At 70.4% G+C, this 17,471-nt stretch carries 16 protein-coding genes and 2 tRNA genes; 8 read left to right on the forward strand and 10 right to left on the reverse strand.

Annotation, left to right across the window (positions count from 1 at the left end; translation table 11 throughout):
• Positions 1–702 carry a hypothetical protein gene (locus tag MKD51_RS08430; protein WP_240239876.1) on the reverse strand — a complete coding sequence of 234 codons (702 nt, stop codon included), beginning with the start codon at positions 700–702 and terminating at the stop codon, positions 1–3.
• A gap of 143 nt (positions 703–845) precedes the next feature.
• Between MKD51_RS08430 and MKD51_RS08435 the strand changes: the two genes are divergently transcribed.
• A tRNA-Asn gene (locus MKD51_RS08435) sits at positions 846–918 on the forward strand.
• Positions 919–965: 47 nt separating this feature from the next.
• Here the strand turns inward: MKD51_RS08435 and def are convergent.
• Positions 966–1,529, reverse strand: a complete 564-nt coding sequence (gene def, locus MKD51_RS08440) for a peptide deformylase (protein WP_240239877.1) — start codon at positions 1,527–1,529, stop codon at positions 966–968.
• A gap of 42 nt (positions 1,530–1,571) precedes the next feature.
• On the opposite strand from def, the gene MKD51_RS08445 reads away from it, so the two are divergent.
• The 4 genes from MKD51_RS08445 (at position 1,572) to MKD51_RS08460 (ending at position 4,824) form a co-directional block, all read left to right on the forward strand.
• Positions 1,572–2,513, forward strand: a complete 942-nt coding sequence (locus tag MKD51_RS08445; RefSeq protein WP_240239878.1) for a DMT family transporter — start codon at positions 1,572–1,574, stop codon at positions 2,511–2,513.
• Complete coding sequence (locus MKD51_RS08450; protein WP_240239879.1) at positions 2,506–3,705, forward strand: glycosyltransferase; 1,200 nt, start codon at positions 2,506–2,508, stop codon at positions 3,703–3,705. The genes MKD51_RS08445 and MKD51_RS08450 overlap by 8 nt, the downstream gene beginning before the upstream one ends.
• 28 nt (positions 3,706–3,733) lie before the next feature.
• Positions 3,734–3,807 (forward strand) — tRNA-Ile (locus MKD51_RS08455).
• Between the two features lie 273 nt (positions 3,808–4,080).
• Positions 4,081–4,824: a hypothetical protein gene (locus MKD51_RS08460; protein WP_240239880.1), complete on the forward strand. Its 744-nt coding sequence runs from the start codon at positions 4,081–4,083 to the stop codon at positions 4,822–4,824.
• 111 nt (positions 4,825–4,935) lie between these two features.
• Here MKD51_RS08460 and MKD51_RS08465 read toward each other — a convergent pair whose 3' ends face one another.
• Positions 4,936–6,120 (reverse strand): low temperature requirement protein A, encoded by a 1,185-nt coding sequence (locus MKD51_RS08465; protein ID WP_240239881.1) that lies wholly within the window; start codon positions 6,118–6,120, stop codon positions 4,936–4,938.
• Positions 6,121–6,178: 58 nt separating this feature from the next.
• Here MKD51_RS08465 and MKD51_RS08470 point away from each other — a divergent pair, with 58 nt between their 5' ends.
• Complete coding sequence (locus tag MKD51_RS08470) at positions 6,179–7,273, forward strand: alanine racemase (RefSeq protein WP_346986703.1); 1,095 nt, start codon at positions 6,179–6,181, stop codon at positions 7,271–7,273.
• 18 nt (positions 7,274–7,291) lie between these two features.
• Here MKD51_RS08470 and MKD51_RS08475 read toward each other — a convergent pair whose 3' ends face one another.
• Positions 7,292–8,128, reverse strand: coding sequence for an LLM class flavin-dependent oxidoreductase (locus tag MKD51_RS08475; RefSeq protein ID WP_240239882.1), 837 nt, complete (start codon positions 8,126–8,128; stop codon positions 7,292–7,294).
• A 67-nt stretch (positions 8,129–8,195) separates the two neighbouring features.
• Between MKD51_RS08475 and MKD51_RS08480 the strand changes: the two genes are divergently transcribed.
• Entirely contained in the window at positions 8,196–9,026 is an 831-nt protein-coding gene (locus MKD51_RS08480; RefSeq protein ID WP_240239883.1) for a DUF1684 domain-containing protein, read from the forward strand.
• 331 nt (positions 9,027–9,357) lie between these two features.
• On the forward strand, positions 9,358–9,885 hold the full coding sequence (locus tag MKD51_RS08485; protein ID WP_240239884.1) for a DUF3145 family protein: 528 nt from the start codon (positions 9,358–9,360) through the stop codon (positions 9,883–9,885).
• Between the two features lie 76 nt (positions 9,886–9,961).
• Here MKD51_RS08485 and MKD51_RS08490 read toward each other — a convergent pair whose 3' ends face one another.
• The 6 genes from MKD51_RS08490 to aceE all read right to left on the reverse strand — a co-directional run bounded on the left by MKD51_RS08490 (position 9,962) and on the right by aceE (position 17,425).
• Positions 9,962–11,197 carry a beta-ketoacyl-[acyl-carrier-protein] synthase family protein gene (locus tag MKD51_RS08490; RefSeq protein ID WP_240239885.1) on the reverse strand — a complete coding sequence of 412 codons (1,236 nt, stop codon included), beginning with the start codon at positions 11,195–11,197 and terminating at the stop codon, positions 9,962–9,964.
• Positions 11,198–11,261: 64 nt separating this feature from the next.
• Positions 11,262–11,510, reverse strand: coding sequence for an acyl carrier protein (locus tag MKD51_RS08495; protein WP_072313678.1), 249 nt, complete (start codon positions 11,508–11,510; stop codon positions 11,262–11,264).
• Positions 11,511–11,547: 37 nt separating this feature from the next.
• Positions 11,548–12,543, reverse strand: coding sequence for a beta-ketoacyl-ACP synthase III (locus tag MKD51_RS08500; RefSeq protein ID WP_240239886.1), 996 nt, complete (start codon positions 12,541–12,543; stop codon positions 11,548–11,550).
• Positions 12,540–13,460 carry an ACP S-malonyltransferase gene (locus MKD51_RS08505; protein WP_240239887.1) on the reverse strand — a complete coding sequence of 307 codons (921 nt, stop codon included), beginning with the start codon at positions 13,458–13,460 and terminating at the stop codon, positions 12,540–12,542. The genes MKD51_RS08500 and MKD51_RS08505 overlap by 4 nt, the downstream gene beginning before the upstream one ends.
• Positions 13,461–13,465: 5 nt before the next feature.
• A complete protein-coding gene (locus MKD51_RS08510; protein ID WP_240240894.1) occupies positions 13,466–14,698 on the reverse strand; it encodes a helix-turn-helix domain-containing protein in 1,233 nt (410 codons plus the stop codon).
• A 9-nt stretch (positions 14,699–14,707) separates the two neighbouring features.
• Positions 14,708–17,425: a pyruvate dehydrogenase (acetyl-transferring), homodimeric type gene (gene aceE / locus MKD51_RS08515; protein ID WP_240239888.1), complete on the reverse strand. Its 2,718-nt coding sequence runs from the start codon at positions 17,423–17,425 to the stop codon at positions 14,708–14,710.
• Between the last annotated feature and the right edge of the window lie 46 nt (positions 17,426–17,471).

A 17,471-nucleotide genomic window follows, 5' to 3' on the forward strand; every position in this document is an offset into this window, starting at 1 on the left:
CTAGGGCTGCAGGAAGTTGATCTGCAGGTGCTCGAGCACGACCTCATCGATGTGGTCGACACCGCCGACGTCCGCCGGGCAGTGCGCCATGATCGAGCTCGTGGTGCCGCTCGACTGGAAGTTGCGGGCGTACCAGGCGTGTGCGGTGCCGTCGTCGCGCTCAGAGATGATGGAGAGGAACTCGACCGCGACGCCCTGGGACGCCGACTCCTCGAGCGGGAACACATCCGCCTCCCAGTCGTCGGGCGAGGACTCCGAGATGATGCCGAGCGTGACGTTGGAGTTCTCGGTCTCGTCGGTCGACTCGCCGTCCTGCTGGCCCTGATAGGCCCAGAAGGTGCATCCGGTCGCCGTCTCGAGCACGCTGATCGTCGGGCCGGCGGGGAAGGTGGAGTCGGCCTGCGGCTCGAAGCCGTCGGTCGAGAGGATGCTCGTCTCCCAGCCCGCCTGGGTGCCCGGTGCCAGCTCGGTGCCGATCGCCACGAGATCGGGCAGGTCGGCGCCGCCGGCGGTCGGCTCCGTCGAGGGCGTCGGGACTGGAGCGGGGGACGTCTCGATGGGATCGGTGACGCCCGTGGCGGTCGGCTGCGGCGGCGCGCTCGGCAGTGGCGGCGGCGAGATGCAGGCCGAGAGCGAGAGCGCGGTCGCCGCTGCGAGGAGGATCAGCGGTGCTGCCGAGAGGCGGCGGGATGCAGGGGACATGCGGTGCTCCAAGGCGTGCGGTGCGGGGGAAGGTGCTCAAACGGTAGCGCGGCAACCTGCGGATCCGGTGGAGGGCGCACGCGGGCGCGAGAGGTGACCCGGCCCTGGGGGAGATGCTACGATTGACGTCGCTCCCGCAGCGATCCTCGATAGCTCAATTGGCAGAGCAGCCGGCTGTTAACCGGCAGGTTGATGGTTCGAGTCCATCTCGGGGAGCGACAGGCCCCCACCCTCACGGGTGGGGGCCTTCTTCGTGTGACGGCTCAGTCCTCGAGGTCGTCGACGCCCGGCAACCAGGAGTTACCGGGGACGCCCCACTTGTTGCGCTTGATCGCCTTCTGCACGCCCTTCGTGCCGAGCGCATCCAGCCGGTCGGCGTAGAGCACGCCGTTCAGGTGGTCGAACTCGTGCTGCAGGATGCGCGCGAGCCAGCCGGAGGCCTCGAGCTCGTAGTGCTCGCCAAGCTCGTCCTGCGCCCTGAGGATGGCGCGATCGCTGCGCATGAGCGCGAAGCGCTCGCCCGGGATCGAGAGGCAGCCCTCCTCGTCCTCCTCCTCGGCGATGCCGATCGGCGGGGGAGTGACCCATAGCTCCGGGTTCGCCGCGACGCCGCGGGTGCGGGTGCCATCCTCGTCCGTCCAGTCGTAGACGAACAGGCGCTTGCCGAGACCGACCTGCGGAGCCGCGAGGCCGACGCCCGGTGCGGCCTCCATGGTGGCGAACATGTCCTCGACGAGCTGCGCGAGCTCGGCGTCGAAGCCGACGACCGGCTCCGCGACCTCGTGGAGGACGGGCTCGCCGGTGATGCAGATGGGCAGAACGGTCATGTCCTCCAGGGTATCGAGAGCCGCTCGCAGTACGGTCTACAGGTGCTCTTCACCGCGCTCGACGACCTCGCGGCAGAAATCTCGCTCACGCCCCTGCAGGCGCTCGGGATTCCTGTCGCGCTCGTGGGCGCGATCTTCCTGTCGGTGGGCACGCAGTTCCAGCACCGCGGCGTCGGCCACTTCGAGGGCGGTGACCAGCGGGGTGCCCATCTGGGCGGCTCTGCGCTGCTGCGGCTGCTGAAGAATCCGGCGTGGGTCGTCGGCACGCTGCTGCTCGGGCTCGCCGTCGTGCTGCAGCTGGGCGCCCTCGCGCTCGCGCCGCTCATCGTCGTGCAGCCGCTCGGCGCCGTCGCACTGGTCGTGACTGCGATCCTCAACTCCCGCCTGGCCGGCATCAAGCTCGACCACCGCACGATCCGCGCGATCGTCACCTGCCTGGTCGGGATCGCCCTCTTCGTCACCGTCGCCGCGATCTTCGCGATCGAGCGACCCATCCGCGACCAGCAGCTGCTGACGGTGCTGTCGCTGCTCGTGGTCGCCCTCGTGGCACTCGGCGTCGTCTGGTGGGTGTTCCGCGCCAGGGCGAGCGCGATCTTCTACATCGTCGCGGCAGGCGTGCTCTACGGATTCGTCGTGACGCTCTCGAAGGTCGTCATCAACCGCATCATCTCTGGCAACTTCGACTGGCTCACGATCGTCTGCGGCGTCGCCATGCTGGTCGCCGTGCTCGTCGGCAGCTATGCCGTGCAGCTGGCCCACGCCTCCGGCCCGCCCGACCTCGTGATCGCCGGCCTGACCGTGGTCGACCCCCTCATCGCCGTGCTCATCGGCGTGACCGTGCTCGGTGAGGCCGCTGCCACACCGCCGTGGGCGATCATGGTCTTCGCCGCGGCGGGAGGGCTCGCCGTCTGGGGTGTGTTCCAGCTGGCCAGGCATCATCCACAGATCCGAACGCCGCTGGCGGTCGAGGAGAACAATGACTGAACGCCCTCTGCGCATCCTCATCGCGACCGACACGTTCGCGCCCGACGTCAACGGGGCCGCGAAGTTCACCACTCGGCTCGCGGCACGCCTGACGCAGCGGGGCCATGAGGTGCACGTCGTCGCATCCGCGCTCGCGCGCGGGCGGCAGGGCACGCGCATCGAGGAGCACGAGGGCCAGCGGTTCTCGGTGCACCGCCTGCGCTCGCTGCTCTACCCGGGCCACGAGTGGCTGCGCTTCGCCGAGCCGTGGCGGATGTTCCAGAACGCAGCGTCGCTGCTCGACGCCCTGCGTCCTGACGTCGTGCACTTCCAGTCGCACATCGTGCTCGGTCGCGCCTTCTCCACCGAGGCGAATAAGCGCGGCATCCGCGTGGTCGGCACCAACCACCTGATGTTCGAGAACATCATGGATCACTCGAACATCCCCCGATTCCTGCGCGATCAGACGATCGACAGGCTCTGGCGGGATGCCGCGACGGTGTTCGAGCGCTGCGACGTCGTCACGACGCCCACGCGCCGCAGCGCCGATTACCTGGAGCTGAAGACGGGCCTGCGCAACGTGCACGCCATCTCGTGCGGGCTGCCGGGCGACGAGTACAGCCCGAACCCCGAGCGTCAGCGGGGTCGCATCGTCTTCGTCGGTCGCGTGACGAGCGAGAAGCGCCTGGAGACGCTCGTTCGCGCGGTCGCGCAGCTGCCGGAGGATCTGCCCTGGCACCTCGACATCGTGGGCGGCGGCGACCAGATCGACGAGCTGGCCGCACTCGCGCGAGACCTGCACGTCGCCGATCGCATCACGCTCACCGGCTTCGTCTCCAACGAGGAGCTGCGGGAGCGGCTGCGCTCCGCCGAGGTCTTCGTGATGCCGTCGACTGCCGAGCTGCAGTCGATCGCGACGATGGAAGCCATGGCCACCGGCCTGCCGATCGTCGCCGCCAACGCGATGGCGCTGCCGCACCTGGTGACCGACGGCGTCAACGGCTGGCTGTTCAACCCGGATGACGCCGTCGATCTCGCCGCCAAGCTCGACCGCGTGCTGCGCCTGGACGACGCGGAGTACGCCAAGCTGCAGCAGCACAGCCTGCAGATGGTCGCACCGCACGACATCGAGGCGACCATCACTGCCTTCGAGCGCCTCTACCGCGGCGAGGACATCAGCGACCCCGACACCCACGTCGAGATCGCCGACTAGGCTCGAATGCCGGGCCGTCTCGGCTCACGGGGCGGTAGCTCAGCTGGTCAGAGCAGGGGACTCATAATCCCTCGGTCGCGGGTTCAAGTCCCGCCCGCCCTACTTGCGCCGTCGACTGGCACAGCCATGCGTGATAAAACCGCCGTCGCGGAATTCGCGCTCTTGTCAGAACCATCGGAACGCCCAGTGATCTTCGGCAAGTCATGAAGCTGCAGCGCGTGCGATAGGCAGACGCCGGTGCTTGAAGTTGCGGAATCGGTGCGGCTGGAGGCCCGACCTCAGAACGTGGGCAGTCCCTCCGCGGCGGGGAGGGAGGGGCAAACCACCGTCGACCGGATTCATGTCTGTCGCCAAGAGCGGGAAGATGAGCCCATGGTGGCTGACGAACTCATGGACCCGCGCACTCGCGCACGTCAGATCGCAGTGGGGGATCCCGTCCGCTGGAAACTGCTGGAGCTCGACGCCCTTCGCAGACACCGGCAGGTGGTGCTCGAAATCGACCCTGTCAGGGCTCAGTCCTCCTGGCGCGACCGCATTTCCTGCATCGTCGCCTCGCTGTACCTCCCCGCTCTGCTCGCTCCAGCGCTGGGTGCGGTGCTAACGGTTCAGGCCCTATTCAGCGCTGCCACGCCCAGTGCGCCTGCTGGTCTTGTGGGGTCCGCCCTGGTCTTCATCTTCGCCGATGTCGTGCTGCTGCTCATGGCTGTCTCAACGATCAGGGGTCGGCAAGGCGGGAGACTCGCACGCGGTATCGGCGCCTACCTGGTCGTGAGCAGCATCGTGGCGGCCGCATCGACGATTGCCATTGCGTCGCGTTCTGAGCTTGCAGGTCTGTGGGCGGTTCCCTCGGTGGTGGGCGTTCTCATTGGTGCGTTGCTTGTCGGTGCTCCGGTGGCCGCGCGCATGCTTCCCCGCCCTCTCTCTCGTCGCGAGCGCGCGCAGGCCATCATCGAATCGCTGTCAGCGCGCGAGCGCGAGAGAATCGGGTCGGAGATGTTCGAAGCCATCGAGACGCTTGCCGAACGCGGGATCATCAGTAGGTCAGAGGCAGACTGGGCCCACGGAGCCGAACTCGGAATGCTCCCCGTCCGGATGAGCGAACGCAGACCGCGTCTTTAACCGCAACTCGCGCCCTGCAGCCTTGACGAAGCGCGAGAACTACGACGACTGCTCAACACGATCACGTTGCTCGGTCAATTGGACCGGCCTGCCTGCTCCGGCGCGAGCCGCTCACCCGCCGCTACGTCGGCGGTGCCGCATGCGCTGGATCGTCTCCATCGCGGCGACGGCGAGCAGCACCGCGGTCGCTGCCGAGCCCGTGCCGAGCGCGGAGAGCAGCGGTGACACCGCGGCGACGGCCAGGATCCCCAGCACGCCCAGCATCTGCGGCACGATCCACTGGCGCTCGAGCAGTCGCCGGAAGCAGAGCGTGCCGACCAGGAACAGCAGCGGGCCGCCGAGCACAGTGACGACGGTCGACAGGCTCTGCCCGTCGGGGTTCGCCAGCATCTCCTTGTCACCGACGCTCACCAGCACGATGCCGGCGATCACGAGCAAATGCACATAGGTGTAGGCGGTGCGCGCGAGCCGACCCGGCGCATCCGACGCCTCCATCGCCTCGGCACCGATGCGCTCTCCGTGATCGAAGTAGATCCACCACATCGCAGCGGCAGAGGTGAAGGCGAGCATCATGGCGATGACGGCCGGTGGGCTGATCTCGAGCTCGACGAAGGCGAATCCGGTCACCAGCAGGCCCTCGCCCAGCGCGATCAGCACGAACAGCGCCGAGCGCTCCGCGATGTGCGCACCGGAGAGATCCCAGCGCGACATCTCGACGCGGCCCATCGCAGGCACCGGGAAACCGAGACGGGTGCCGAGCAGCTCGACCCCGAGCGCAGCGGCCCAGAGCGGCAGCTGCGCCGGCAGCGGCAGCAGAGCGCCGACGATCCACATCGCGCTGCTTGCCGCGGTCCAGACCAGCACTCGCGTGAAGTCGACGGCGATCTCGCGGTCATGCCGCCAGGTGGCGAGCACGATGAAGCCGGTGCGGCCGAGCTGCATCGCCACGTAGGCGACGGCGAACACCCAGGCCCGGTCGCCGAAGGAGTCGGCGATCGAGACGCTCATCACCAGCGCGATGAAGGCGATGATGATCACGGCGCTGCGCACCGGCAGCCGCACCGGGTCGAGCCAGTTCGTCACCCAGGTCGTCGCGACCCACGCCCACCACAGCGCCGTGACCATGATCGCGCCCTCGATGGCGCCCAGCGGCGTCTGGTGCTCGAACAGGTAGGCCGACAGCTGCGTGAGCGCGAAGACGAAGACCAGGTCGAAGAACAGCTCGACGTAGGTGACTCGATCCGACCGCGACGCATCGCTCGGGCGAAGCAGATCGCGGCGGGCTCCAGCACTCATGCCACATGATGGCACGCAGCGCGGCCTGCCGTGCCGCACGGGCGCTACCCTCCGAAGCGTGGCCCCAAGCACGCCGTTCCTCGCCGTCGACCTCGAGCGCATGCAGGCGAACATCGCCCGCGTCGCCGATGCCGCCACGGCGCGCGGCATCGCGCTGCGGCCGCACGTCAAGACGCACAAGACGATCGAGATCGGCCGGATGCAGGTCGCGGCCGGCGCACACGGCCTGACGGTCGCGACGGTGGGGGAGGCCGAGGTCTTCGCCGCCGCCGGGCTCGACGACCTCTGCATCGCCTACCCGCTCTGGATCGACGCCGACAAGGCGGCCAGGCTGAGCGCCCTCGCGGCCCGCGGCGCAGCCATCAGCATCGGCGTCGACTCGGTCGAGGGCGTGCAGCGCCTGGTGCACGCGGGCCTCGCCGGCCGCGTGGCGGTGCGGGTCGAGATCGATGCGGGTCATCACCGGTCCGGATGCGCTCCGGCGGCCGCGGGGGAGGTCGCCTCCGCCGCCATGCGCGCAGGCGTCGACGTGGAGGGCATCTTCGCGTTCCCCGGCCACGCCTACGCACCGGACGCTCGCGCGCAGGCGGCGATCGACGAAGCCGAGGCGCTCACGGCCGCGGCAGCCTCGCTGCGCGCCGAGGGCATCCGGCCCCTGGTGATCTCGGGTGGATCGACGCCGAGCTTCGCCGCCTCGCTCGAGCTCGACTCGCCCGTCACAGAGCTGCGCCCCGGCGTCTCCGTGTTCGGGGACGCGCAGCAGTGGGAACTGGGAGCCGCGGAGCCTGAGCAGATCGCGCTCACCTGCCACGCGACGGTGGTCTCGCACGCGGGCGGACGACTCGTCCTCGACGCCGGCTCGAAGGCGCTCGGCCCGGATCGCCCCGCGTGGGCGACCGGCAACGGGCGGCTGCTCGACCACCCGGATGCGCGCATCGTGCAGCTGAGCGAGCACCACGCGGTCGTGGAGATGCAGGCGGGAGGCGCCAGCCAGACGAGCGCGCTGCCACCGCTCGGCAGCATCGTGCGCGCGGTGCCGAACCATGTCTGCACCGCGGTCAATCTGGTCGACGAGCTCGTCGTCTACGACCGCGGTGACGACCCGGTGCCGGCCGCGCGCTGGCGCGTCGCGGCACGCGGCCGCAACAGCTGACGCCCGCCCCGGGCTTCGTCAGGCGCGCGTGCCGCGGGCGATGCCGCCGATCGTCTCGGCCAGCCGCAGGATGCCGTCGCCGGTCTCGGGCTCGCCGTCCGCGTCGAGCGGCAGCAGCGGCACGCTCGTCGCCCCGACCGCGGCGTAGTCGGCCGCGAGCCGCGTGACCTCGTCGGCCGACGCATCCGAGCGCACGCCGGCGAACTGCACGACCGCGTACGGCCCCTCGAGCCCCGCCGCCGCGCGCGCCTCGAGCACCGTCGCGACCGCCGCGCGCGTGACATCGACGCCCGCGCCGGGGGCCATGTCGCCCGCCAGGATCACGCCGTCCCCGAGCTCGCCGGCGAGCGCCAGCGTCTTCGGCTTGCCGCCGCCGATGAGCAGCGGCGGCACCTCGGCGGCCGGCCAGCGCAGCTGCACGCGGTCGAGCTGCACGTAGCGGCCGTCGACGCTCAGCTCGTCGCCTGCCAGCAGCATGCGCAGCGCCGTCGCCTGCTCGGTCAGGAGCGTCAGTGGTGACGCGGCTCGCACGCCGGCCTGCGCCATCCACTCGAGCACGCCGTGGCCGATGCCAGGCAGGAAGCGGCCCGGGAACATGCGCCCCATCGTGGCGATCTCCATCGCCGTCAGCGCCACGTTGCGCAGCGGCACGGGCATCAAGCCGAGGCCGACCCGGATGCGCTCGGTCGCGGCGAGCACGGCGGCGGCCGTCGAGGTGCCCGACTGGCCGAAGCAGTCCTCCCAGAGCCAGAGCTCGTCGACGCCCGCTGCGTCGGCGGCGCGGGCGATGGTGAGGAAGCGCTCCGGCGCCTGATCGGGCGGGAGGATGAGGCCGAGTGTCGGTGCTGCGTTCATGGTGATGAACGTACGCGCGGGCGCTGACAGGCCGCTGGTCGTTGGCGCTGCTGGGTAGGCTGGAAGCATGACCGACGCCACCGCACCCGACGCCGCTGCAGCCGCTGACGCAGGCAGTGCGCAGCACGAGGCGTTCCGCCGCAAGCGCGACCAGAGCGTGCGCGCCCCGCAGGGGGCGCTCGCCCTCACGACCACCGCCTGGATCTCTGAGCCGACGACCGTCGAGGGCGTGCCCGGCACCTGGGCGCCCTCACCGACGGGTGACGGACTGCAGGTGACGGCCGATGCGTCGGCCGGCATCGTCGTCGATGGCCAGACGGTCGACGGTGACGTCGCGGTCTACAGCCAGAGCTCCATGACGCCGAGCTCGGTGCGCTTCGACGACCGGCTCACCGCGTTCGTCATCGGCCCCGACTTCAACGGCCGCTGTGCGCTGCGCGTCTGGGACGCGGAGGCAGCCGTCGAGCGCGGCTTCACCGGGATCAGCGCCTTCGACTACGACCCGGCCTGGCACCTGCAGGGCACGTTCGAGGCCGTCGAGGGCGGCGTCGCCTTCGAGTACGGCAAGTCGCAGGGAGGCACGCTGCGGCAGGCGCTCTCGCCGGGCAGGATCCGCTTCGAGCGGGATGGCCAGCAGGTCGAGCTCGTCGCGCTGCCCGACGGCGACAGCCTGCAGATCGTCTTCGCCGACGCCACCACCGGCGACGAGAGCTACGACGTCGGCCGCTTCCTCTTCGTGCGACCGCGCCACGACGGCACCGTCGACCTCGACTTCAACCGCGCCATCGTGCCGCCGTGCGCGATGAGCGATCAGTACAACTGCCCGCTGCCGCCGGCCGGCAACCGGCTCGCGTTCCCGATCCGGGCGGGGGAGCAGCGGCCGACGTTCGCTGCCTAGCTCGGTCTCGTGACGCGTGCGCCTGCGGCGCGCGCTCCTCGACCTGCGGGCCTGCGTAGCTCGGTCTCGTGACGCGTGCGCCTGCGGCGCGCTCCTCGACCTGCGGGCCTGCGTAGCTCGGTCTCGTGACGCGTGCGCCTGCGGCGCGCGCTCCTCGACCTGCGGGCCTGCGTGGCTCGGTCTCGTGACGCGTGCGCCTGCGGCGCGCGCTCCTCGACCTGCGGGCCTGTGGAACAACACCATTGTCGTTCCACAGGCAGATGTGGCACACTCAGCATGTCTCACTCCGAGTTCGGCCGATGGGGAAGTCGCATCGAACGAGGGAGAGACGATGACTGCTGCGAACACGCTCAGGCGACGTCCCGCGACCACCGCGGGGGTCGTCTGGATCCATGCGTCCCAGCGCGCCATGCGCACCCACCTGGAGTGGGCCGTCGGTCATGCCGTCGGCGATGCACTCCGCTTCGTCTGGCAGAGCCAGCCGGCCGAGCCCGGCATGGAGCGCACCGAGGTGCACTGGTCCGGCCCCGTCGGCACGGGCGCCGCGATCACGAGCGCCCTCGCCGGCTGGCGCGAGGTGCGCTTCGAGGTGACGGAGGATCCGATGCCCGGCAGCGACGGCATGCGCTGGATGCACACACCCCAGCTCGGCATCAGCGCGCAGCGCATCGATGCCTCGGGCTCCCTCGTGGTGCCGGAGGACCGCATCCGCGGCGCCATCGAGGCAGCCGGACCCGACGCGCGCGCACTGCTCGCCGCACTCGACGACGCCATGGGCGGCGCTTGGGATCGCGAGCTCGAGGCCTACCGCCACGCCTCCGACAGCGCACCCGTCGTCGAGCTCCACCGCGTCGGCTGACGCGCCCGGGCCGCACAGGCTCCACCGACCACTGAGGGCCCCGCTGCATACAGCGGGGCCCTCGGCTACGAGTGGGTCAGATCGAGCGGATCGCTACGACCGCATTGTGCCCGCCGAACCCGAACGAGTTCGAGATCGCCAGCTGCGGGCCATCGCCGAGCGGGATCGGTACGGGCGAGATCTGCAGCGGCGCATCCGGATCCTGCTCGGTCACGTTGATCGTCGGGGGAGCCTTCCGCTCGACCAGCGCGAGCACCGTGAAGATCGCCTCGAGGGCGCCCGTGCCACCCAGCAGGTGACCGTGCGCCGCCTTGGTGGCAGACACCGGGATGTCCTTGATGCGGTCGCCGAAGATGCGATGCATCGCGCGCACCTCTGCCACATCGCCCACCGGGGTCGAGGTCGCGTGCGCGTTGATGTGCGTGACCTCGTCGGCCGTCGCGCCCGCGTTCTCGAGCGCGAGCTGCACGGCACGGCTGGCGCCCTTGCCCTCGGGCTCGGGGGCCGTGATGTGGAACGAGTCGGCCGTCACGCCACCGCCGGCGAGCTCTGCATAGATGCGGGCGCCGCGCGCGAGCGCGTGCTCCTCGGTCTCGAGCACGAGCGCCGCAGCGCCCTCGCCCATCACGAATCCGTCACGGGTGACGTCGTAGGGGCGGGATGCGGTGGCAGGGCTGTCGTTGCGGCGCGAGAGCGCCTGCATCGAGGAGAACGAGGCGATCGTGATCGGGTGGATCGCAGACTCGCTACCGCCGGCGATCACGACGTCCGCGAGGCCGGCCTGCAGGTGCTCGTACGCGTTGACGAGCGCCTCGGTGCTGGATGCGCAGGCGGATGCCACCGTGCGCGCGAAGGCGCGCGCCTGCAGGTGCATGGAGATCGCCGCCGATGGGCCGTTCGGCATCAGCATCGGGACGGTCATGGGCAGGACGCGACGCGGGCCCTTCTCGCGCAGGGTGTCCCAGGCGTCGAGCAGGGTCCAGAGGCCGCCGATGCCGGTCGAGAAGTCGACACCCAGGCGCTCAGCAGGCAGCTCGGGAGAGCCGGCATCTGCGAACGCCTCCTTGGCAGCGACGAGCGCCAGCTGGCTCGAGGGGTCGAGTCGCTTCGCGACCGGGCGCTCGAGCACGGTGTCTGCGCGCACCTTCGCCTCTGCGGCGAAGGTCACGGGCAGCTCGTACTGCGCGACCCAGTCGTGCTCCAGCGTGCGTGCGCCGGACTCGCCGGCCAGCAGCGCCTCCCAGCTCTCGCGTGCCGTGCCGCCGAGCGGCGAGCTAGCACCGATGCCGGTGATGACGATCTTCTTCGTCATGCGTGTCCTCCAAGATGCCGCGTGCGGCCGGTCACCCGGCCGCACGCGATCGCAAGGGCCTGCCTCAGGCCTGAGCGCCGGTGATGTAGTCGACGGCGTCCTGGACGGTCTTGAGGTTCTTGACCTCGTCGTCGGGGATCTTGACGTCGAACTTCTCCTCGGCGTTCACGACGATCGTCATCATCGAGATCGAGTCGATGTCGAGGTCGTCCGTGAACGACTTCTCGAGCTGCACGTTCTCGGTTGCGATGCCGGTCTCGTCGTTCACGAGGTCGGCGAGCCCGGCGAGGACCTCGTCCTTGGTGAATGCCATGGGGTTGTCTCCTTCTGATGGATTGGACGGGTTGAGTCTAAGGGAGCACGACGACCTGGGCGCCGTACACGAGCCCGGCGCCGAAGCCGATCTGCAGGGCGAGCCCGCCCGAGAGCTCCGGCTGCTCCTCGAGCAGTCGGTGCATGGCGAGCGGGATCGACGCGGCGGATGTGTTGCCGGTCGTCTCGATGTCGCGGGCGATGGCGACGGTGTCGGGCAGCTTCAGCTGCTTCGCGAACTCGTCGATGATGCGCATGTTGGCCTGGTGGGGGATGAAGGCGGCGAGATCGCCGGGCTCGATCCCTGCGGCATCCAGCGCCTCGCGCGCCTTCTTCGCCATCTCCCACACGGCCCAGCGGAACACGGTCGGGCCGTCCTGCCGCAGCGTCGGCCACGCGGCGCCGTCGCGCATCGAGCCGAGCGTGTTCGTCATGCGGATGGTCTCCCAGTGGGAGCCGTCGGAGCCCCACACGGATGGGCTGATGCCGGGCTCGTCGGAGGGGCCGATCACCACGGCGCCCGCGCCGTCGCCGAGCAGGAAGCTGATCGAGCGGTCGGTCGGGTCGACCACGTCCGAGAGCTTCTCGACGCCCACCACGAGCACGTGCTCCGCCATGCCGCTGCGCACGAGCGCGTCAGCCTGTGCGACGCCGTAGGCGTAGCCGGCGCAGGCGGCGGAGATGTCGAAGGCGGGAGCGGGCGTCGCCCCGATGCGCTCGGTGAGCAGGGAGGCCATCGACGGCGTCTGCACGGTGTTGCTGATCGTCGAGACGATGACCGCGTCGAGCTGCGAACCGTCGATGCCCGCGCGCTCGATCGCCTCCTTCGCCGCGGTCTCGGCGAGATCGACAGCCTCGCTGCCGTCGGAGACTCGGGCGCGCGTCACGATGCCGGTGCGCTGGCGGATCCACTCGTCAGAGGAGTCGATCGGGCCGACGAGCTCGTCGTTCGGCACCAGGCGGTCGCCGCGCGCGGCACCCACCGAGAGGATGCGCGAACCGCCGCGCGTCTGCATGCTGGTGATCCTGCTCATGATGCTGCTCCGCTCTCCAGCAGCGCGACGGCTGCCTCAAGGTCGTCAGGGGTGGTGACGCCGACCGAGGGCACACCGCGCAGGCCGCGCTTGGCGAGGCCCGTGAGTGCGCCAGCGGGGGCGAGCTCCACGATGCCCGTCACGCCCGCATCCGCGAACGCCGCCATGCACAGGTCCCAGCGCACGGGGCTGGAGACCTGGCCGACGACGAGCTCGAGGAACTCGGTGCCGGATGCGATGGCGCTGCCATCCCTGTTGGTCCAGAGCGTCGTGCTCGGGTCGGTCGTCGTCGTGCTCGCGGCCTTGGAGCGGAAGCGCTCCACCGCGGGGGCCATGTAGTCGGTGTGGAAGGCACCGGCGGTCTGCAGCGGGATGACCCGCGCTCGCTCCGGTGGGGCCTCGGCGAGCGCTGCGAGCGCATCCAGCGCACCGGCGACGACGATCTGCCCGCCGCCGTTGTAGTTGGCGGGGTGCAGGCCGAGCTCGGCCAGGCGTGCCTCGAGGAGCGCCTCGTCGGCACCCAGCACCGCTGCCATGCCCGTCGGCGTCTGCGCCGCCGCATCCGCCATCGCCCGTGCGCGCTCGCCCACGAGCGCCATCGCGTCCTCTGCCGAGAGCACGCCCGCCGCGACGGCCGCCGTGATCTCGCCGACGGAGTGGCCTGCGACGCCGGCAGCGAGCGCGGCCCGATCACCCAGCGCGTCGAGGGTGAGGATGCCTGCGGCGACGATGAGCGGCTGGGCGATGAGCGTGTCGCGGATCGTGTCGGCATCCGAGACAGTGCCGTGCTCGACGAGGTCGACGCCGGCGGCATCGCTGAGCGATGCGAGCCGCTCTGGGACGCCGGGGCGTTCGAGCCACGGAGTGAGGAAGCCCGGCTTCTGCGAGCCCTGGCCGGGAGCAACGATGACGATCACGGCATTCATCCTCCCACCGGGCCCTTGCCGCGAGGGGCATGGCGCGTGGCCTGTCGCTGCGAGCGGTCGCGGGAGGCGTCGTGGATGGAGCCGAGGATGATCGCCGTGTGGAGGGCGAGCGCCTCGCGCGCGCCGGTCGCATCCCAGCCGATGATCTCGCTGATGCGCTTGAGGCGGTAGCGCACCGTGTTGGGGTGCACGAAGAGCTCGCGCGCCGTCGCCTCGAGCGAGCGGCCGGTGTCGAGGTAGCACGCGAGCGTCGCGAGCAGGTCGCTGGAGTGGTCGCGCAGCGGCTGGTAGATGCCCCGCACGAGCTCGCTGCGCGCGAGCGGGTCGCCCGCCAGCGCGCGCTCGGGCAGCAGGTCGTCGGCGCGCACCGGGCGCGGCGTGCGACGCCAGGCGTCGGCGACGGCGAAGCCGGCCAGCGCCGCCTTCGCGCTGCCCGCGGCCTCGACGATGCTCGCCACGGTCGGGCCGAGCACGAGGTGCCCCTCGCCGAAGCCGTCGGAGAGCTGCGCCGCGATGGCGAGGAACTCGATCGGCTCGTCGGCGGCAGCGTCGGACTGCGCGGTGCGGCCGATCACGACGACCAGCCGGGTGCCCTGCACCCCGACCAGCACGTCGCATCCGGCATGCCTCGCCTTGCGGCGCACGATGTCGACGTCGAGCGTGCGCGGTGCCAGACCCACCAGCACGGCGCACTCGCCGCGGCCGTGCCAGCCGAGCGCGGCCGAGCGGCTCGGCAGCTCATCGTCGTGCTCGCCCGTGAGGATCGAGTCGACGACCAGCGCCTCGAGCCGGGCATCCCAGAGGCCGCGCGACTCTGCGGCCCGCGCGTAGACGTCGGCGGCCGCGAAGGCGATCTCTCGCGAGTAGCGCAGGATCGGCTCGCGCATCATCGGATCGGCGTCGGCGATGCGCTCCTCGAAGACAGACACGACCGTGCGGATGAGCTGCAGCGTCTGCTGCAGGCTCACGCTGCGCAGCAGCTCCCTGGGCGCCGCTGCGAAGACGTCGGCGGCGATCCAGGGCTGCGCCTCTGGGTCCTCATGCCAGGCGATGAAGGAGGTGATGCCCGACTGCGCCACCAGCCCCACCGCGCTGCGCCGCGACGGCGGCATCGTGCCGTACCAGGGGAGGCGGTCGTCGAGCGCCCGCGTCACCTGGGTCGAGAGGTCGCCCGAGATGCGCCGCAGCCATGCGAGCTGCTGCGTCTTGAGCTCTTCCTGCTCAGACAGCGCCGTGCCCTACGCGTCGCCGCCGCCAGAGCCGGACTGGCCCGCGTTCACGTCGTGGAGGCTGTACTTGTCGATCGCCTGCATGACCATGCCCAGCGGCACCTTGCCCTGCTTCGCGAGCGCGTCGAGCGTGCGCACGACGACCGAGTGGCTGTCGATCGTGAAGAAGCGGCGGGCGGCGGCACGCGTGTCGGAGAAGCCGAAGCCGTCGGCACCGAGCGTCGCGTAGTCGCCGGGCACCCACTCCCGGATCTGGTCCGGCACGGCGCGCATGTAGTCGGTCGTGGCCACGAACGGCCCCTCGGCCTCCGACAGGCGCTGGGTGACGTAGGGCACCTTCGAGGGCTCCTGCGGGTTGAGGAAGTTGTGCTCGTCGGCGGCGAGGCCGTCGCGGCGCAGCTCGCTCCAGGAGGTGACCGACCAGATGTCGGCGGAGATGCCCCAGTCGCTGCCGAGCAGCTCCTGCGCGTGGTGCAGCCACGGCAGGGCGACGCCGGAGCCGAGCAGCTGCGCCTTGATCGGGTGGTGGTCGCTCGTGGAGACGCGGTGGATGCCGCGGCGGATGCCCTCGACGTCGACGTCCTCGGGCTCTGCGGGCTGCACGCTCGGCTCGTTGTAGACGGTGAGGTAGGTGATGATGTTCTCGGGGTCCTCGCCGTACATGCGCTCGAGGCTCATCTGCGTGATGTGCGCGATCTCGTAACCGTAGGCCGGGTCGTACGCGAGCACGGCCGGGTTGGTCGAGGCGATGAGCGGCGAGTGGCCGTCGGCGTGCTGCAGGCCCTCGCCCGTCAGCGTCGTGCGGCCAGCGGTCGCGCCGATGAGGAAGCCGCGCGTCATCTGGTCGGCGGCCGCCCAGATCGAGTCGCCCGTGCGCTGGAAACCGAACATCGAGTAGAAGACGTAGATCGGGATGAGCGGCTCGCCGTGCGTCGAGTACGACGTGCCTGCGGCGGTGAAGGCCGCCATCGCGCCGGCCTCGTTGATGCCGACGTGCACGATCTGGCCGTCGGGCGCCTCGCGGTACTTCAGCAGCAGGTCGCGGTCGACCGAGGTGTAGCTCTGGCCCTGCGGGCTGTAGATCTTCGCCGTCGGGAAGAAGGCGTCGATGCCGAAGGTGCGCGCCTCGTCGGGGATGATCGGCACGATGCGGTTGCCCCAGCCCTTGTCGCGCAGCAGATCCTTCAGCAGGCGGACGAACGCCATCGTGGTGGCGACCTCCTGCTTGCCGGAGCCCCGCTTGGGCATGTCGTAGGTCTTCGCCTCCGGCAGCGGGATGATCGTGTGCTTGGCGCGGCGCTCCGGCGTGAAGCCGCCGAGCTCGCGACGGCGCTCGACCATGTACTGGAGCTCGGGCGAGTCGGATCCCGGGTTCCAGTAGGGCGGGCGGTACGGGTCGGCCTCGAGCTGCTTGTCGGAGATGTCGAGCTGCATGACGTCGCGGAACGACTTCAGGTCGTCGAGCGTGAGCTTCTTCATCTGGTGGGTCGCGTTGCGGCCCTCGAAGCTCTTGCCGAGGCCGTAGCCCTTGACCGTCTTCGCGATGATGACCGTCGGCTGGCCCTTGTGCTCAGCGGCTGCCTTGTAGGCGGCGTAGACCTTGCGGTAGTCGTGGCCGCCCCGCTTCATGGCCCAGATCTCGTCGTCGCTCAGGTGCTTGACCATCTCGAGCGTGCGCGGGTCGCGGCCGAAGAAGTGCTCGCGCACGAACAGGCCGGACTCCGCCTTGTAGGTCTGGTAGTCGCCGTCGGGCGTGGCGTTCATCAGGTCGCGGAGCGCGCCCTCGTTGTCGTTGGCGAGCAGCGAGTCCCACTCGCGACCCCAGACGACCTTGATGACGTTCCAGCCCGCGCCGCGGAAGAACGACTCGAGCTCCTGGATGATCTTGCCGTTGCCGCGCACCGGGCCGTCGAGCCGCTGGAGGTTGGCGTTGATGACGAAGTTCAGGTTGTCGAGGCCGTCGTTCGCCGCGAGCTGCAGCGCGCCGCGCGACTCGACTTCATCCATCTCGCCGTCGCCGAGGAAGGCCCACACCTGCGAGTCGGCGACATCCTTGATGCCGCGGTTCGCGAGGTAGCGGTTCGCCTGCGCCTGATAGATCGCGTTGATCGGCCCGAGGCCCATCGAGACGGTCGGGAACTGCCAGAAGTCCGGCATCATGCGCGGATGCGGGTAGGACGGGACGCCGTTGGGCGCCTTCGACTTCTCCTGTCGGAACGCATCCATCTGCGTCTCGCTCAGGCGACCCTCGAGGAAGGCGCGGGCATACATGCCGGGGGATGCGTGGCCCTGGTAGAAGATCTGGTCGCCGCCGCCGGGGGCGTCCTGGCCGCGGAAGAAGTGGTTGAGGCCGACCTCGTAGAGCGCGGCGGAGGAGGCGTAGGTCGAGATGTGGCCGCCGACGCCGATGCCGGGGGCCTGGGCGCGGTGCACCATGATCGCGGCGTTCCAGCGGATCCAGCGGCGGTAGGTGCGCTCGAGCTGCTCGTCGCCGGGGAACTCGGGCTCGTCCTCAGCGGCGATCGTGTTGAGGTAGTCGGTGGTCGGCACCATCGGCACGCCGAGGTGCAGCTCCTTCGAGCGCTTCAGCAAACTGAGCATGATCTCGCGGCCGCGCTGCGGCCCATGCGCCGCGACCAGCTGGTCGAGGGACTCCTGCCACTCCGCCGTCTCGCTCGGGTCTGCGTCGTTGGTGTGGCCCGAGTAGGGGTCCTGGTCGTTCAGCACCGAAGCTCCTGACGTCGATCTGGAGGCGCGCCTGGGTGTCGGCGCC

The sequence above is a fragment of the Agrococcus sp. ARC_14 genome (genome assembly GCF_022436485.1).
Lineage (GTDB): Bacteria > Actinomycetota > Actinomycetes > Actinomycetales > Microbacteriaceae > Agrococcus.

Bases quoted from the DNA above. Each gene is read 5' to 3' on its own strand.
- MKD51_RS08495 (WP_072313678.1), bottom strand. From the start codon at position 11,510: ATGGCATTCACCAAGGACGAGGTCCTCGCCGGGCTCGCCGACCTCGTG.
- MKD51_RS08450 (WP_240239879.1), top strand. From the start codon at position 2,506: ATGACTGAACGCCCTCTGCGCATCCTCATCGCGACCGACACGTTCGCG.
- MKD51_RS08500 (WP_240239886.1), bottom strand. From the start codon at position 12,543: ATGAGCAGGATCACCAGCATGCAGACGCGCGGCGGTTCGCGCATCCTC.
- MKD51_RS08480 (WP_240239883.1), top strand. From the start codon at position 8,196: ATGACCGACGCCACCGCACCCGACGCCGCTGCAGCCGCTGACGCAGGC.
- MKD51_RS08490 (WP_240239885.1), bottom strand. From the start codon at position 11,197: ATGACGAAGAAGATCGTCATCACCGGCATCGGTGCTAGCTCGCCGCTC.
- def (WP_240239877.1), bottom strand. From the start codon at position 1,529: ATGACCGTTCTGCCCATCTGCATCACCGGCGAGCCCGTCCTCCACGAG.
- MKD51_RS08475 (WP_240239882.1), bottom strand. From the start codon at position 8,128: ATGAACGCAGCACCGACACTCGGCCTCATCCTCCCGCCCGATCAGGCG.
- MKD51_RS08430 (WP_240239876.1), bottom strand. From the start codon at position 702: ATGTCCCCTGCATCCCGCCGCCTCTCGGCAGCACCGCTGATCCTCCTC.
- MKD51_RS08485 (WP_240239884.1), top strand. From the start codon at position 9,358: ATGACTGCTGCGAACACGCTCAGGCGACGTCCCGCGACCACCGCGGGG.
- MKD51_RS08465 (WP_240239881.1), bottom strand. From the start codon at position 6,120: ATGAGTGCTGGAGCCCGCCGCGATCTGCTTCGCCCGAGCGATGCGTCG.